The organism is Pseudomonas migulae NBRC 103157 (assembly GCF_002091715.1).
GTDB classification, from domain to species: Bacteria; Pseudomonadota; Gammaproteobacteria; order Pseudomonadales; family Pseudomonadaceae; genus Aquipseudomonas; species Aquipseudomonas migulae_A.
The window spans coordinates 81,992-97,024 of record NZ_BDAG01000019.1 but is presented as its reverse complement, the minus strand read 5'-3'; the positions used below and the strand labels follow the sequence as shown (position 1 = coordinate 97,024).

Below are 15,033 nucleotides of genomic sequence, written 5' to 3'. Positions count from 1 at the left end.
AGAGACCGATCGAAAACGAGACGAAGTGTGGAGTTTAGAGGAAGAGTCCCGGACCCGGGCGACTTCCTTCGGGGAATCTGACGCCCACTTTGCCGATCTTGTTCCCTTCCATGACCGCGACGGTCCAGATGGTGTTGTTCCACTCCACCTGGTCACCCACGACTGGCGCACCGCCCACTTTGTGAGCAATGAAACTGGCCAGCGTCATGTCCGGATCGATGCCTTCGACTTTCAGCCCGTACAGGGCAGCAACCGCCGCCAGCTGGGCATCTCCTTCGAGTACGAAGTCACCGAAGAAGCGCAAATCGAGGCCCCGTTGAGGCGCCTGGCTAAACAGTTTTCCAAGGGCCGGCAGGTTGTGTTCGTGGCCGATTACGCAGAGCAAATCATCGACTTCGAGCACCGTACTACCCGACGGATGGAGCAGTTGCTGGCCGCGAAACAGTGCAGCGATGCGTGTGCCTTCGGGCATTTTCAGTTCGCGAAGGGGCGAACCGATGCACCATTTTTCAGCACCGAGGCGATAAACGAACAGCTCCCACTCGCTGGTGACATGCACTTCCAGGGCTGAGCGCGAGATCGGCGCAGGTTCCGGTGGCACCGTCACCTTTAACAGTTTGGCGATCCACGGCAGGCTCGTCCCTTGTACCAGCAACGACACCAGCACAATAAAGAAGGCGAGGTTGAAGTAGAGCTGGGCGTTGGGCAGGCCGGCCATCAGCGGGAACACCGCCAGAATGATCGGGACCGCGCCGCGCAGGCCGACCCAGGAAATAAAGGCTTTTTCTCGACCGTGGAAGGCCTTGAAGGGCAGCAGGCCGACCAGCACCGACAGCGGCCGTGCAAACAGGATCATCCACAGCGCCAGGCCTAGCGCGGGCAGGGCAATCGGCAGCAAGTCGTGCGGCGTAACCAACAGACCCAGCACCAGGAACATGCCGATCTGCGCCAGCCAGGCCATGCCGTCGAGCATGTGCAAGATGCCGTGACGGCTGCGCACCGGACGGTTGCCGATCACCAGGCCGCACAGGTAAACCGCGAGGAAGCCGCTGCCGTGCAGGGCGTTGGTCAGGGCGAACACCACCAGACCGCCGGCAATCACCAGAATCGGATAAAGGCCTGTGGCCAGATTGATCCGGTTGACCAGTTGCAGCATCAGCCAGCCGCCACCCAGGCCGATCACGCCGCCGATGCCGAACTCGCGCACCAGATGCACCAGCAGGTTCCAGTGCAGGCCGGTTTCGCCGCTGGCGAGCATGTCGATCAGGGTGACGGTGAGGAACACCGCCATCGGATCGTTGCTGCCGGATTCGATCTCGAGGCTGGCGGTGACCCGTTCGTTCAGGCCCTTGCCGCCGAGCAGCGAGAACACCGCCGCGGCATCCGTGGAGCCGACGATGGCACCGATCAGCAGGCCTTGAATCAGGTTCAGGTTGAACAGCCACGCCGCGGCCATGCCGGTCAGCCCGGTGGTGATCAGCACGCCGACGGTGGCCAGCGACAGTGCCGGCCATAACGCCACGCGGAAACTCGACACCCGGGTTCGCAAACCACCGTCGAGCAGGATGACCGCCAATGCGAGGTTGCCGACCAGATAGGCCGTTGGGTAGTTATCGAAAATAATGCCGCCGCCGTCGACGCCGGCCGCCATGCCCACGGCCAGGATAATCACCAGAATCGGGATGCCGAGGCGGGACGAAAGTGAGCTCACCAGAATGCTCGCACCTACCAGCAACGCGCCGATCAAGAACAGGCTGTTGATGGTTGTCGCATTCAAAGGCAATACTCCAGAAAGCTGAAAGGCGGGCACAAACTGACCATGCAGTCTGCGTGCCAGCGATTCTAACCTGTTGAAATGTGATGCTGTCAAAAAGCTTTTGCAGATCAAAAGCCCGACACATGATCCGTCTACACGCGATCCCTTGTAGGAGCCGGCTTGCTGGCGATGGCGTCTGTGACATCGCCATCGCCAGCAAGCCGGCTCCTACAGATCGGGGGATGTTCCGGATCGACGTATCACGAGCATCTGGTGTTAGCGGGTCAGAGACTAAACCGTCCAACCATTGTGTTCAGGTCCACTGCCAATCGCGACAGTTCGTTGCTCGCCGCGCTCGTCTGATTGGCCCCGGTCGCCGATTGCACCGACAGATCACGAATGTTCACCAGGTTGCGATCCACTTCCCGAGCGACCTGCGCCTGCTCTTCAGCCGCGCTGGCGATGACCAGGTTGCGTTCGTTGATTTCGACGATGGCGCTGTTGATGGTGTCCAGCGACATCCCCGCGCCGCGAGCAATGTTCAAGGTCGATTCGGCGCGCTCGGTGCTGTTGCGCATCGAATCCACTGCGTGTTCGGTGCCGCTTTGAATGCTGCCGATCATCCGTTCGATTTCACTGGTCGACTGCTGGGTGCGATGCGCCAGGGCGCGGACCTCATCCGCCACCACCGCAAAACCACGACCGGCTTCACCGGCGCGCGCAGCTTCGATCGCCGCGTTCAACGCCAGCAGGTTGGTCTGGTCGGCCAGGCCGCGGATCACGTCCAGCACCTTGCCGATGTCACGGGATTCATTCGCCAGGTCGCCAATCAGCGTGGCAGTGCTTTGCACATCGGCGCTCATGCGTTCGATGGCGCTGACGGTTTCCTGAACCAGGTCACGGCCGTCGCCCGCCGACGTGGTGGCGTTCTTCGAGGCTTCGGACGTGCTCACCGCGTTGCGTGCCACTTCTTCCACGGCGCTGGTCATTTCGTTGACCGCGGTGGCGGCCTGTTCGATCTCGTTGTTCTGCTGGGTCAGGCCTCGGGCGCTTTCGTCGGTGACGCTGTTGAGCTCCTCGGCGGCAGAGGCCAGCTGCGTGGCCGAGCCGGAAATCCGCTGCAGGGTGTCGCGCAGCTTGTCTTGCATCTTCGACATGGCCAGCAGCAAACGACCGGCTTCGTCTTCGCCGTCAACGGTGATCGGGCGAGTCAGGTTGCCTTCGGCGATTTCTTCGGCAGCGCTCAAGGCATTCGCGATCGGCTTGGTGATGCTGTTGGTCAGCAACCAGGCAAACAACACGGTCAGGCCGGTGGCGATGACCAGCAAGGTGATCACCAGATTGAAGGACATCGAATACTGGTCACCTGCATTGCGATCTGTTTTGTCGATCTGCAGGGTATTGATTTCAAGCAACTTCGCGAGGGCTGCGTTGACTTCTTCAGAGTTGGCGAGCAACTCGGTGTTCAACATCTTGCGCAGGTCGTCGATCTGATTGTTGCGCGAGAACGTCTTCATCCGCTCTTCGAGTTGGCGATACTGCGCCAGCAATTGCACGTACTTATCATAGGCAGCGCGTTCTTCCGGGCCATCGATCAGTTGCTCGTAGACTTTCTGGGCATCGCGGATCTGCTGGTTGCGCAGGTCGAACAGTTCCATGGTTTTCTGCTGAACATCAGGTTCGCGGTTGACCAGCAAACGATAGGACAGGACCCGAAGACGCAAGGTCAGCTGTGTGAACTCATCCAGGCTTTTGATGCTCGGTACGCTCATGGATGCGATGTCTTCACCGGCACCGCGAATCTTGCTCATCTGGTTCAAGGCAAACACACCCAGAACCAGCATCAAACCGCCAATCAGGGCGAAGCCGAGGAACGCCCGCGGTGCGATATTCATATTACGAAGGGACATGGTGTTTACCGAAATGAGCGCAGCCGTGCGGCGCTGGGACTGACGTATGAATGACTTATCGGTCATACGACTAAAGTCTTGAGTGCCTGTGCGTATTTGTCGCAGTAAGACCATTACCTGTAGGAGCGAGCTTGCTCGCGAAGGACGTTAACGTTAACGCGTGCGGTCTGGATAAACGCGTTGTCTGGACGTCTTTCGCGAGCAAGTTCGCTCCTGCAGGGGGATCTTTGTTTTGTTGGCGACGAAGTGCAGGAACCAGATCCGTCAATCACAGTCTTTAAAGTTCGCGAGGAAGGTCGCCCGCCAGGAAAATCAAGGCCTTGCGCCCCAATAACCCTGGCATCCGTGGTGACTTTTCTTTATCGTACGCGCCCTTTGAAAAAGCTTGGAAAATCAAAATGTTGGAAGCATCCCTAAGTCAATTGGAACAGCTGGTCAGCGACCTTGTTCAACAGAACCAGACCCTGAGCGCAGAACTGGCCCAGGCCAAGGATGAAAACGAAAGCCTGCAACTGAGCCTGATGGAACAGGAAGAGAAACAAGGCGCCACCGCCGCCCGCATTCAGGCCCTGGTTGAACGCGTCAGCGCCGGCCCGGTCAGCGCATGAGTTATGGCGCCGCAGGGGTAAAAGTCGTCTCGATCCTGGGGGAGGACTATTCGATCAAGGCGCCGGCCGGGGAAGAGCAAACCCTGCTGGACGCCGCAATGATGTTGAAAGCCGCTTTGGCAGACACCAAACGAAAGTACCCGACGCTGATCGGTGACCGCTTGCTGGTGCTGGCCGCGATGAATCTGTGCTCTCAGCAGATCGAAATGCAAAAGCAACACAAGCTCGAACTCGACCGTTACCAAGAGCAAGTCAGCGCCACGGTTGAAGTGATCTCCAAGACAATCAATCAGGCCTGATCGGCTTTGCGCACAACCAAAGAATAGGTTGTCGATTGCGTTGTATACAATCGGCACGGCTGTTGCAGTGTTTCAGCCTCTTATTCTTTGGGGGTGCTCCATGCAGTTCTGGCGACGCAGTATTCAATGGCAGTTGATCCTCAGTATGGGCACCGCCCTGCTGGTCAGTATTCTGATCGTGGTTGGCATTTATACCCTCGTGGTCAACCGCCTCGCCCAGCGTTATCTGGTCGAACAAGCGCTGCCGTCGAGCATCGAAGCGATGCGCAACGACATCGAGCGCATCCTCGTGCAACCCCTCACCGCCGCCAAGGACATCGCCAGCAACAGCATGGTGCGTGACTGGCTGGCCGGCGGCGAAAATGCTGCCCAGACCGCCGCGTTCGTGGAGTATCTGGAAGGCATCCGCGCCGAACACAAAGCCTTTACCGCGCTGATCGTCGGTACGGCTTCAAACCACTATTTCACTGAAAAAGGTCTGGACCGGAGCCTCAGCCGTTCCAACCCCAAAGACGCCTGGTTCTACACGTTCCTCGACAGCAACCAACCGCGCACCCTCAATATCGACAATGACACCGCGACCGGAGAATTGGCGCTGTTCATCGACCTCAAGGTCGAGCAGACCGGCAAAGTCGTGGGCGTTGCGGGCCTTGGGTTGAGTATGAAAGAGCTGTCGGAGCTGATCCACAACTTCAACTTTGGTGAGCGCGGCAAGGTCTATCTCGTGCGTTCCGACGGTCTGATCCAGGTTCATCCCGAGGCGCAATTCAGCGGCAAGCGCACACTGGCCGAGCAGATCGGCGCACCGGCTGCGCAAACCGTCATGGGTCAAAAAGTTGCCACCAACAGTAGCTTCGTGCGCGACGGCGAAGATTATCTGGCGTTGAGCCTGCCGCTGCGGGATCTGGGTTGGACCCTGGTGGCCGAAGTGCCACAGTCGCAGATCTACGCCGAAGCCCGTCGCGCCATGTGGATGAGTAGCGGCATCGGCCTGGTGGTGGCGCTGGTGTGCCTGTTGCTGGTGGTGTTGCTGGCCCGTGGCCTGGTGCGTCCGATTCGTCAGGTAACAGCGGCGCTGGTAGCCATCGGTAGCGGTGGTGGAGATTTGACCCACAGGTTAGATTCCAGCCGTGCCGATGAGCTGGGTGACCTGGCCCGTGGCTTCAATCGATTCCTCGACAGTCAGCGCGAGATGATCGGCGAAGTGCTGACCACCAGCGAGCGCTTGCGCACGGCTGTCGGTCAAGTGGCGCGGGTGGTGGACAACACCGCTGAACGTTCCGGCCGCCAGCAGGAAATGACCGACATGGTCGCCACCGCCGTTCACGAGATGGGCCTGACCGTGCAGGAAATCGCGCAGAACGCCGGCAACGCGGCGGTTGCTTCGCAAAATGCTCGCGATGAGGCGATGCAGGCGCGGGAAGTGGTCGGTGGTTCGATCCGGCATATAGAAAGCATGTCCGATGAAATTGGCCACGCCGCTAGTGCGGTAGGCGAGTTGGCCAATCAGGTGGCGTCCATCGATCAGGTGCTGGCCGTGATTCGCGGGATTTCCGAGCAGACCAACTTGCTGGCATTGAACGCGGCCATCGAAGCGGCGCGGGCCGGGGACATGGGCCGTGGATTTGCGGTGGTGGCGGATGAAGTCCGGACGCTGGCCCGACGCACACAGTCGTCCACCGACGAGATTCAGCAGATGATCGGCAGCCTCAAGCAAGGCGCGGAGAATGCGGTGACGTCGATGCACACCGGGCAAGCGGCGACTGGCACCGGGGTTGAATCGAGCCAGCGCACCGGGGCGTCGTTGACGGCGATTACCGGGCAGGTCGAGCGCATCAGCGATATGAATCATCAAGTGGCGACCGCGACGGAAGAGCAGTCGGCGGTGACGGAAGAGATCAACCGCAATGTGCAGGGGATTTCAGATCTGGCCCGGGCGACGGCAGGCGAAGTGAGAGCATGCCGTGAGGACTGTCAGACGCTGCAGCGGTTGGCGGATGATCTGGCGCGGCAGATGGGTGGGTTTCGGTTGAGCTGATAAATGCGTCGCTCGTGCTGACGCCATCGCGGGCAAGCTCGCTCCCACAGGGACCAGTGTTGTTAACAGCGAATGTGTTCAACACAGAGATCCTGTGGGAGCGGGCTTGCCCGCGATTGGATTTCAGCAGCACTACAAGTGCTTTAGTTAAAACCACTTATCCTGCATCCCAAGACAAACATCATCCCGCGCCTCAAGAAGCGCCAATTCATGGTGGCAACCCGGCACTTCCCACGTCAGGAAATACCGCGCCGCCTGCAGTTTGCCTTTATAGAAGTTCACATCCGCCGCATTCCCCTTGGCCAACCCCTCCTCGGCACGAATCGCCTGCTCCAGCCAGCGCCAGCCAATCACCATGTGCCCGAACACTTTCAGGTACAGCGCCGAGTTCGCCAGGCTGCTGTTGACCTTGCCTTGCCCCAGATCGGTCAGCAAGCCAATGGTCACTGTCTGCAAGCGCGCTACCAGTTTCTCCAGTGGTTCACGCAACGGGGTTAACGATTCGTATGCATGAGCGCGCTCGGCAGTATCGGCGATCAGACGGATCAACTGCTTGAGCCCCGCACCTCCGTTCTGCGCCAGTTTGCGCCCCAACAGGTCGAGCGACTGAATGCCGTGGGTGCCTTCATGAATTGGGTTCAGACGGTTGTCGCGGTAGTACTGCTCCACCGGATACTCACGGGTGTAACCGTGACCGCCGAGAATCTGGATCGCCAGTTCGTTGGCCTTCAGGCAAAACTCCGAGGGCCAGGACTTGACGATCGGCGTCAGTAAATCCAGCAGCTCATGCGCCTGTTGGCGCTCGGCTTCGGTCGCCAGTGTCGTGGTGTCGTCGAACAATCGCGCCGCGTACAGCCCAAGGTCGAACGAGCCTTCGACGTAGGCTTTTTGCGTCAGCAACATGCGTTTCACGTCGGCATGTTGAATGATCGCCACCGGCGCGGTGTTCGGGTCCTTGCTGTCTGGCACGCGGCCCTGTGGACGCTCGCGCGCGTACTCCAGCGAATACAGGTAACCGGCGTAACCGAGCATCACCGCGCCCATGCCGACGCCGATCCGCGCCTCGTTCATCATCTGGAACATGTAGCTCAAACCGTGGTGCGGCTTGCCCACCAGATAGCCGACGCACTCGCCGTTGTCGCCGAAGTTCAGCGCCGTGGAGGTGGTGCCGCGCCAGCCCATCTTGTGGAACAGACCGGCCAGCAACACGTCATTGCGCTTGCCCAGGCTGCCGTCATCGTTGACCAGGAACTTGGGCACGATAAACAGCGAAATGCCCTTCACCCCGGCCGGTGCGTCCGGCAACTTGGCCAGCACCATGTGCACGATGTTTTCCGACAGCGGGTGATCGCCGCCGGAGATGAAAATCTTGTTGCCCTTCAGGCGATAAGTACCGTCAGACGCCGGCTCCGCGCGCGTACGAATATCCGACAGCGACGAACCGGCATGGGGTTCGGTCAGCGCCATGGTGCCGAAAAAGCGGCCGTCGATCATCGGTTGCAGGAAGCGTTGTTTCTGCTCAGCCGTGCCGAAGCTTTCGATCAGGTTCGCCGCGCCCATGGTCAGGAACGGGTACGAGGTCGACGCCGCGTTGGCTGACTGAAAATGCGCGAAGCAGGCCTGGGACAACAGCGTAGGAAGTTGCATGCCGCCGGCGTCGAAACTGCGCGCGGCGTTGAGGAAGCCAGCTTCGAGAAAGGCATCCACCGCCGGTTTGACTTCCGGAATCAGAATCGCCTGACCATCCTCGTAGCGTGGCTCGTTCTCGTCACCCTTGCGGTTGTGCGGGGCGAAGAACTTCTCGGCAATGCTGCGAGCGGTGCCGATGGCAGCATCGAAGGTTTCGCGGTTGTGCTCGGCGAAACGCTCACGCTGGGTCAGGCCTTCGGCATCGAGGACTTCGTACAGCTCGAAAGCCAGATTGCGGGAACTGAGCAACGTCTCGGACATGGCGGCCTACCTTTTTTTGGAATGGGCCGAGTCTAGGCGTGGGAATAGAGGCTGAACAGGATGATTGATGTCGGTGATGCACAGGCCAAACACGAACCTTGTAGGAGCCGGCTTGCTGGCGATGGCGGTGCATCAGAGCCACCGCAGTGCATTGATCGCCAGCAAGCCGGCTCCTGCAAGGCAAAAAAATGGGCGCCGGTAAGGGCGCCCATTTTGTGTCGCTTTACGAATCGGTGATTAGCCGATCGTCATCAAGCTCGCATTACCACCCGCCGCCGCGGTGTTAACACTCAGCGCACGCTCGATCACCAGACGTTCCAGCGCAATGTTGGTCTCGCCCTGGGACAACCCATGGACCCCGACAATCGCCCCGGCACGCTTGGCCACTTGCTGACACACCGCACGCAGCTGGTCGGAATGGCCGTGATGCAGAACTGCATCAAACACCACTTCGTCCTTGTTCCAGTCGGCAACCCGTTTGATCTTCGCCTGAACTTCCTTCGGCAGACGTGCGAACAGTGCCTTGGTCAAGTCAGCTTCCGGCCATACGGCCGAACCGCCGACGGCCAATACCGCCGCCAGTTGCGTCAGCAGATCGCCTTCGACTTCCGCCAGGCACAGCACGTGTTCACGCGGCAGGATGGCGTAGCTGTTGCGTTCGCCGGTCGGGCCCGCCAGAACACGGGTGATCCCGCTTTGCGATTGCGCCGCGAACTGCGCGCACAGGGCGCTCAGGTCGCTGAACTTGTTGCTGTCGGCCCAGGCTTGCAGCGCGGTCAACGGTTTGCTCATGGCGTCACGCAGACGAACATCCGGTGCAGTGACGGCGTCGCCGCGAGCGAAGGATTGTTCGATTGCATCGGTAGGACGTGTCGACAGCAGGCGGTACAGGTACAACGGACCACCGGCTTTCGGGCCGGTGCCCGACAGGCCTTCGCCACCGAACGGTTGCACGCCGACCACGGCGCCAACGATGTTGCGGTTCACGTAGACGTTACCGGCATTGACGTTGTCGATCACCTTGGCGATGGTCTCGTCGATGCGGGTGTGCACGCCCAGGGTCAGGCCATAACCGGAAGCGTTGATCTGGCCGATCAACTGGTCGATGTCCTTGCGCTTGTAGCGAACCACGTGCAGCACCGGACCGAAGATCTCGCGTTGCAGTTCGTCAAAGCTTTCCAGTTCGATCAGCGTTGGCATCACGAAGGTGCCGCGTTTGACTTCTTCGCTGTTGGCAATCGCCACCTGATACACATTGCGACCTTTGTCACGCATGGCCTGGATGTGCTTCTCGATGCCAGCCTTGGCTTCGGCGTCGATCACCGGGCCGATGTCTACGGACAGGCGCTCCGGGTTGCCGAGTCGGCATTCAGCCATGGCGCCCTTGAGCATTTCGATGACGCGGTCTGCGGAATCTTCCTGCAAGCAAAGTACACGCAGAGCCGAGCAACGTTGACCGGCGCTGTCGAAGGCCGACGACACCACGTCGATCACGACTTGTTCGGTCAGTGCCGAGGAGTCGACGATCATCGCGTTCTGGCCGCCCGTTTCAGCGATCAGCGGAATCGGACGACCCTGTGCATCCAGGCGACCGGCGACGTTGCGTTGCAGCAAGCGAGCAACTTCGGTGGAACCGGTGAACATCACGCCTTTGACCCGGTCGTCGCCGACCAGACGGGCGCCGACGGTTTCGCCACGGCCCGGCAGCAGTTGCAGCACGCCTTCCGGAATCCCGGCTTCGAGCATCAGGCGCACGGCTTGAGCCGCGACCAGCGGGGTTTGCTCCGCAGGCTTGGCCAATACCGGGTTACCGGCGGCCAGTGCTGCAGCGACCTGGCCGCTGAAGATCGCCAGCGGGAAGTTCCAAGGGCTGATGCAGACCACCGGGCCCAGCGGGCGGTGGGCGTCGTTGGTGAAATCGTTGCGCGCCTGCACGGCGTAATAACGCAGGAAGTCCACGGCTTCACGCACTTCGGCGATGGCGTTGGCGAAGGTCTTGCCGGCTTCGCGAGCCAACAGGCCCATCAGCGGCTGGATCTCGCCTTCCATCAAATCGGCGGCACGTTCCAGAATCGCGGCGCGTTCGGCGGGCGGGGTGGCCTGCCAGATCGGCGCAGCGTTGAGGGCGCACTGGATCGCGTTGTCGACGTCTTCGACGGTGGCTTCCTGTACGTGGCCGACCACGTCGCGCAAGTCGGACGGGTTCAATACCGGTGCAGGCGTTTCAGTGCTGGAGACGCAACCGAGCATCGGCGCGGCTTTCCAGTGGTTATGAGCAGTGGCCAGCAAAGCACACGACAGCGAAGCCAGACGATGTTCGTTGGCCATGTCGATGCCGCTGGAGTTGGCGCGCTCGGCACCATAAAGATCACGCGGCAGCGGAATACGCGGGTGCGGCAGGCCGAAGCCGCCTTCCAGCGTCGCCATCTGCTCGATGCTGGCCACTGGATCGGCCACCAGCTCCTGAATCGAAATGGACTGGTCGGCGATCCGGTTAACGAACGAGGTGTTCGCGCCGTTTTCCAGCAGGCGACGCACCAGGTACGCCAACAGTGTTTCGTGAGTGCCGACCGGAGCGTACACGCGGCACGGACGGTTCAGCTTGCCTTCGGAAACTTTACCTACAACCTGTTCGTACAGCGGTTCACCCATGCCGTGCAGGCACTGGAACTCGTACTGACCCGGGTAATAGTTCTGACCGGCAATGTGGTAAATGGCCGACAGGGTGTGGGCGTTGTGCGTGGCGAACTGCGGGTAGATGACTTCCGGCACCGACAGCAGTTTGCGTGCGCAGGCGATGTAGGAAACGTCGGTGTACACCTTGCGGGTGTAGACCGGATAGCCTTCCAGGCCTTCGACCTGGGCGCGCTTGATTTCGCTATCCCAGTACGCGCCTTTTACCAGTCGGATCATCAGGCGATGACGGCTGCGACGCGCCAGGTCGATTACGTAATCGATCACATACGGGCAACGCTTCTGATAGGCCTGGATCACGAAACCGATGCCGTTCCAGCCGGTCAATTGCGGCTCGAAGCACAGGCGCTCCAGCAGATCCAGCGACAGCTCGAGGCGGTCGGCTTCTTCGGCGTCGATGTTCAGGCCGATGTCGTATTGCTTGGCCAGCAGGGTCAGCGACAACAGGCGCGGGTACAACTCGTCCATCACGCGCTCGTACTGCGCACGGCTGTAACGCGGGTGCAGTGCCGAGAGCTTGATGGAAATGCCCGGGCCTTCATAAATCCCACGACCGTGGGACGCTTTGCCGATCGAGTGGATGGCTTGTTCATACGAGGCCAGGTACTTCTGGGCGTCGTGCTCGGTGAGTGCGGCTTCACCCAGCATGTCGTAGGAATAGCGGAAGCCTTTGGCTTCGAACTTGCTCGCGTTGGCCAGGGCTTCGGCGATGGTTTCGCCGGTGACGAACTGCTCGCCCATCAGGCGCATGGCCATGTCGACGCCCTTGCGGATCATCGGCTCGCCGCTCTTGCCGATGATGCGGCTCAGGGAAGAAGTCAGGCCCGCTTCATTATGGGTGGCGACCAGTTTTCCGGTCAGCAGCAGACCCCAGGTGGCGGCGTTGACGAACAGCGACGGGCTGTTGCCCAAGTGCGGCTGCCAGTTGCCGGTGCTGATTTTGTCGCGAATCAGTGCGTCGCGAGTGCCTTTGTCCGGGATGCGCAGCAGCGCTTCGGCCAGGCACATCAGCGCCACGCCTTCCTGGGACGACAGGGAAAATTCCTGCAACAGGCCTTGAACAATCCCGGCTCGGCCGCCGGCGCTCTTCTGATTGCGCAGTTTTTCGGCAATCGAGGCAGCCAGCTTGTTGGTGGCTTCGGCCATGGCGACCGGCAAGCGAGCCTGTTCGATCAGCATTGGCACCACTTCCGGCTCAGGACGACGGTAAGCAGCGGTGATCGAAGCGCGCAGTACCGATTGCGGCAGGATGCTTTCGGCGAACTCGAGGAAGCACTGGTGCGCGTGGTCGACATGGACTTCGCCACTGTCGTCAGCTTCTTTGGCGGTCAGGCCGTTCAGCTCGGTCAGGGTTGCACCACCCTCGAGTTTTTCCAGGTAATTGAAAATTGCCTGCTTGATCAGCCAGTGCGGCGTGCGATCAATCGAGGTCGCGGCGGCCTTTAGGCGCTCGCGGGTCGGGTCATCAAGTTTGACCCCAAGGGTGGTGGTAGCCATATTTTTATCCTCATGTTTGCCACGACCGCGTGGCATCAGCTGGCGGCAAGATTAGCTGGGCAATCTTTGAGGTGCAACCGGGTGCAACCCTTTTTTTGTCGGAATAATAAGCAGCTCGTCAGGAATTAAATTCCGGTACGGACGTACCGCACTTGCTTGGTGCTTTTAATTCTAGCAACGGTCGTTGACTGCGCTAAAAGGAAGCAAAAACCGCCTTTTTTCGGGAAAATCCGACTGGGTGCAACTTATTCTCGAGAAATGGGTTGCACCTTATTTGCTTTGTTGAATAGCATTCGCGGCCAAGGTGCAACCGGTCAAAAAGACAGGTGTACCGGCTGATGGCTTTCCTGGGGAAACATCAGTCATAAATGCGCGGGATCCACAATCGTCTGCCAAACGTCGTCGTTTGCGAGCGGTTAACAAAAACCGCCGCTACATAAAAACAAAGCCAGGGCGTAACTTAATGAGCGTAAGCAATCCAACCCTGATCACGTTCGTGATCTACATCGCAGCAATGGTGCTGATCGGCTTCATGGCCTATCGCTCCACCAACAACCTTTCTGACTACATTCTGGGCGGTCGCAGCCTGGGCAGCGTCGTGACTGCATTGTCCGCCGGCGCCTCCGACATGAGCGGCTGGTTGTTGATGGGCCTGCCGGGCGCTATCTACATGTCCGGCCTGTCCGAAAGCTGGATCGCCATCGGCCTGATCATCGGTGCTTACCTGAACTGGCTGTTCGTCGCCGGCCGTCTGCGCGTGCAGACCGAGCACAACGGTGATGCGCTGACTCTACCGGATTACTTCTCCAGCCGTTTCGAAGACAAAAGCGGCCTGCTGCGGATCATCTCCGCGGTTGTGATCCTGGTGTTCTTCACCATCTACTGCGCTTCCGGCATCGTGGCTGGTGCCCGTCTGTTCGAAAGCACCTTCGGCATGTCCTACGAGACAGCGCTGTGGGCCGGTGCTGCGGCGACAATTGCCTACACCTTCGTCGGCGGTTTCCTGGCCGTCAGCTGGACTGACACCGTACAAGCCACGCTGATGATCTTCGCCCTGTTGCTGACGCCGATCATCGTGCTGCTGGCCACCGGTGGCGTTGACACCACGTTCCTGGCCATCGAAGCGCAAGACGCCAGCAACTTCGACATGCTTAAAAACACCACCTTCATCGGCATCATCTCGCTGATGGGCTGGGGCTTGGGTTACTTCGGCCAGCCGCACATCCTGGCGCGTTTCATGGCCGCGGATTCGGTCAAGTCGATCGCCAACGCTCGCCGTATCTCCATGACCTGGATGATCCTGTGCCTGGGCGGCACTGTCGCTGTAGGCTTCTTTGGTATCGCGTACTTCTCGGCCCACCCTGAACTGGCCGGTCCTGTGACCGAAAACCACGAGCGCGTGTTCATCGAGCTGGCGAAAATCCTGTTCAACCCGTGGGTTGCCGGTGTACTGCTGTCGGCCATTCTGGCTGCCGTGATGAGTACGTTGAGCTGCCAGCTGCTGGTGTGCTCGAGCGCCCTGACCGAAGACTTCTACAAGACTTTCCTGCGTAAATCCGCTTCCCAGGTTGAGCTGGTCTGGGTCGGCCGCGCCATGGTGCTGCTGGTTGCCCTGGTCGCCATCGCTCTGGCGGCTAACCCGAACAACCGTGTACTGGGTCTGGTCAGCTACGCCTGGGCCGGTTTCGGTGCTGCGTTCGGTCCGGTCGTCCTGATCTCCGTGATCTGGAAAGACATGACCCGTAACGGCGCATTGGCCGGTATTCTGGTCGGCGCGATCACCGTGATCGTGTGGAAACACTTCGAACTGCTGGGTCTGTACGAAATCATCCCTGGTTTCATTTTCGCCAGCCTGGCGATCTACATCGTCAGCAAACTGGGCAACCCGACTGCCGGCATGCTTCATCGCTTTGCCGCTGCCGAGGCTGATTTCCGCCTGAACAAGTGATCGGGATGAGCTGAGGCTCTGACCTTTCGCCGAACATGAAAACGGCCCGCTTCCTTTGGAGGCGGGCCGTTTTTTTTGGTCTTCCGGATGGGGATGAAGCTTCGCAGACCCCTTGTGGGAGCGGGCTTGCTCGCTAAAGCGGTCTGTCAGTCGGCATCACCGTTGAATGATTGACCGCTTTCGCGAGCAAGCCCGCTCCCACAGTGGGGCGGTGGCGCTTCCGAAGGTAATGTCTGTAGCCAAACACACCGATTTTCGAAGGAAAAATCTCTAAAAAAACACGATAAATCTGAGTTTCCTGTCCCTTCGTCAGCACCCCTTGTCGCTCATGCA

At 59.8% G+C, this 15,033-nt stretch carries 8 protein-coding genes and 2 pseudogenes; 5 read left to right on the top strand and 5 right to left on the bottom strand.

The features are described 5' to 3' along the window. Positions 1-34: 34 nt before the first annotated feature. From PMI01S_RS16140 to PMI01S_RS32435, 3 genes and pseudogenes are all read right to left on the bottom strand, one after another. Positions 35-1,777: a potassium/proton antiporter gene (locus PMI01S_RS16140; RefSeq protein WP_084320978.1), complete on the bottom strand. Its 1,743-nt coding sequence runs from the start codon at positions 1,775-1,777 to the stop codon at positions 35-37. 263 nt (positions 1,778-2,040) lie between these two features. Next, complete coding sequence (locus PMI01S_RS32440; RefSeq protein WP_371850925.1) at positions 2,041-2,904, bottom strand: methyl-accepting chemotaxis protein; 864 nt, start codon at positions 2,902-2,904, stop codon at positions 2,041-2,043. After that, a pseudogene (locus tag PMI01S_RS32435) lies at positions 2,896-3,651 on the bottom strand (MCP four helix bundle domain-containing protein); the annotation flags it as partial. The gene PMI01S_RS32440 and the pseudogene PMI01S_RS32435, both read right to left, overlap by 9 nt. Positions 3,652-4,064: 413 nt before the next feature. Here PMI01S_RS32435 and PMI01S_RS16130 point away from each other — a divergent pair. The 4 genes and pseudogenes from PMI01S_RS16130 to PMI01S_RS32425 all read left to right on the top strand — a co-directional run bounded on the left by PMI01S_RS16130 (position 4,065) and on the right by PMI01S_RS32425 (position 6,611). Then, positions 4,065-4,274 carry a hypothetical protein gene (locus PMI01S_RS16130; protein WP_008025106.1) on the top strand — a complete coding sequence of 70 codons (210 nt, stop codon included), beginning with the start codon at positions 4,065-4,067 and terminating at the stop codon, positions 4,272-4,274. Then, positions 4,271-4,573: a cell division protein ZapA gene (locus PMI01S_RS16125; RefSeq protein ID WP_084320977.1), complete on the top strand. Its 303-nt coding sequence runs from the start codon at positions 4,271-4,273 to the stop codon at positions 4,571-4,573. The genes PMI01S_RS16130 and PMI01S_RS16125 overlap by 4 nt, the downstream gene beginning before the upstream one ends. Before the next feature lie 100 nt (positions 4,574-4,673). After that, positions 4,674-5,747: pseudogene (locus tag PMI01S_RS32430) on the top strand (HAMP domain-containing protein); the annotation flags it as partial. 18 nt (positions 5,748-5,765) lie between these two features. Next, positions 5,766-6,611, top strand: coding sequence for a methyl-accepting chemotaxis protein (locus tag PMI01S_RS32425; protein WP_371850924.1), 846 nt, complete (start codon positions 5,766-5,768; stop codon positions 6,609-6,611). A 147-nt stretch (positions 6,612-6,758) separates the two neighbouring features. On the opposite strand, the gene PMI01S_RS16115 is transcribed toward PMI01S_RS32425, so the two are convergent. Then, positions 6,759-8,561 (bottom strand): acyl-CoA dehydrogenase, encoded by a 1,803-nt coding sequence (locus PMI01S_RS16115; RefSeq protein ID WP_084320975.1) that lies wholly within the window; start codon positions 8,559-8,561, stop codon positions 6,759-6,761. A gap of 237 nt (positions 8,562-8,798) precedes the next feature. Beyond that, on the bottom strand, positions 8,799-12,752 hold the full coding sequence (gene putA / locus PMI01S_RS16110; protein ID WP_084320974.1) for a trifunctional transcriptional regulator/proline dehydrogenase/L-glutamate gamma-semialdehyde dehydrogenase: 3,954 nt from the start codon (positions 12,750-12,752) through the stop codon (positions 8,799-8,801). A 463-nt stretch (positions 12,753-13,215) separates the two neighbouring features. Here putA and putP point away from each other — a divergent pair, with 463 nt between their 5' ends. Next, the gene (gene putP, locus PMI01S_RS16105) at positions 13,216-14,700 is read left to right on the top strand and encodes a sodium/proline symporter PutP (protein WP_084320973.1); all 1,485 of its coding nucleotides are present in this window, start codon (positions 13,216-13,218) and stop codon (positions 14,698-14,700) included. Positions 14,701-15,033 lie beyond the last annotated feature (333 nt).

Coding starts and splice junctions, on each gene's coding strand:
- PMI01S_RS32425 (WP_371850924.1), top strand. CDS start 5,766: ATGATCGGCGAAGTGCTGACCACCAGCGAGCGCTTGCGCACGGCTGTC.
- PMI01S_RS16130 (WP_008025106.1), top strand. CDS start 4,065: ATGTTGGAAGCATCCCTAAGTCAATTGGAACAGCTGGTCAGCGACCTT.
- PMI01S_RS32440 (WP_371850925.1), bottom strand. CDS start 2,904: ATGCAAGACAAGCTGCGCGACACCCTGCAGCGGATTTCCGGCTCGGCC.
- putP (WP_084320973.1), top strand. CDS start 13,216: ATGAGCGTAAGCAATCCAACCCTGATCACGTTCGTGATCTACATCGCA.
- putA (WP_084320974.1), bottom strand. CDS start 12,752: ATGGCTACCACCACCCTTGGGGTCAAACTTGATGACCCGACCCGCGAG.
- PMI01S_RS16125 (WP_084320977.1), top strand. CDS start 4,271: ATGAGTTATGGCGCCGCAGGGGTAAAAGTCGTCTCGATCCTGGGGGAG.
- PMI01S_RS16115 (WP_084320975.1), bottom strand. CDS start 8,561: ATGTCCGAGACGTTGCTCAGTTCCCGCAATCTGGCTTTCGAGCTGTAC.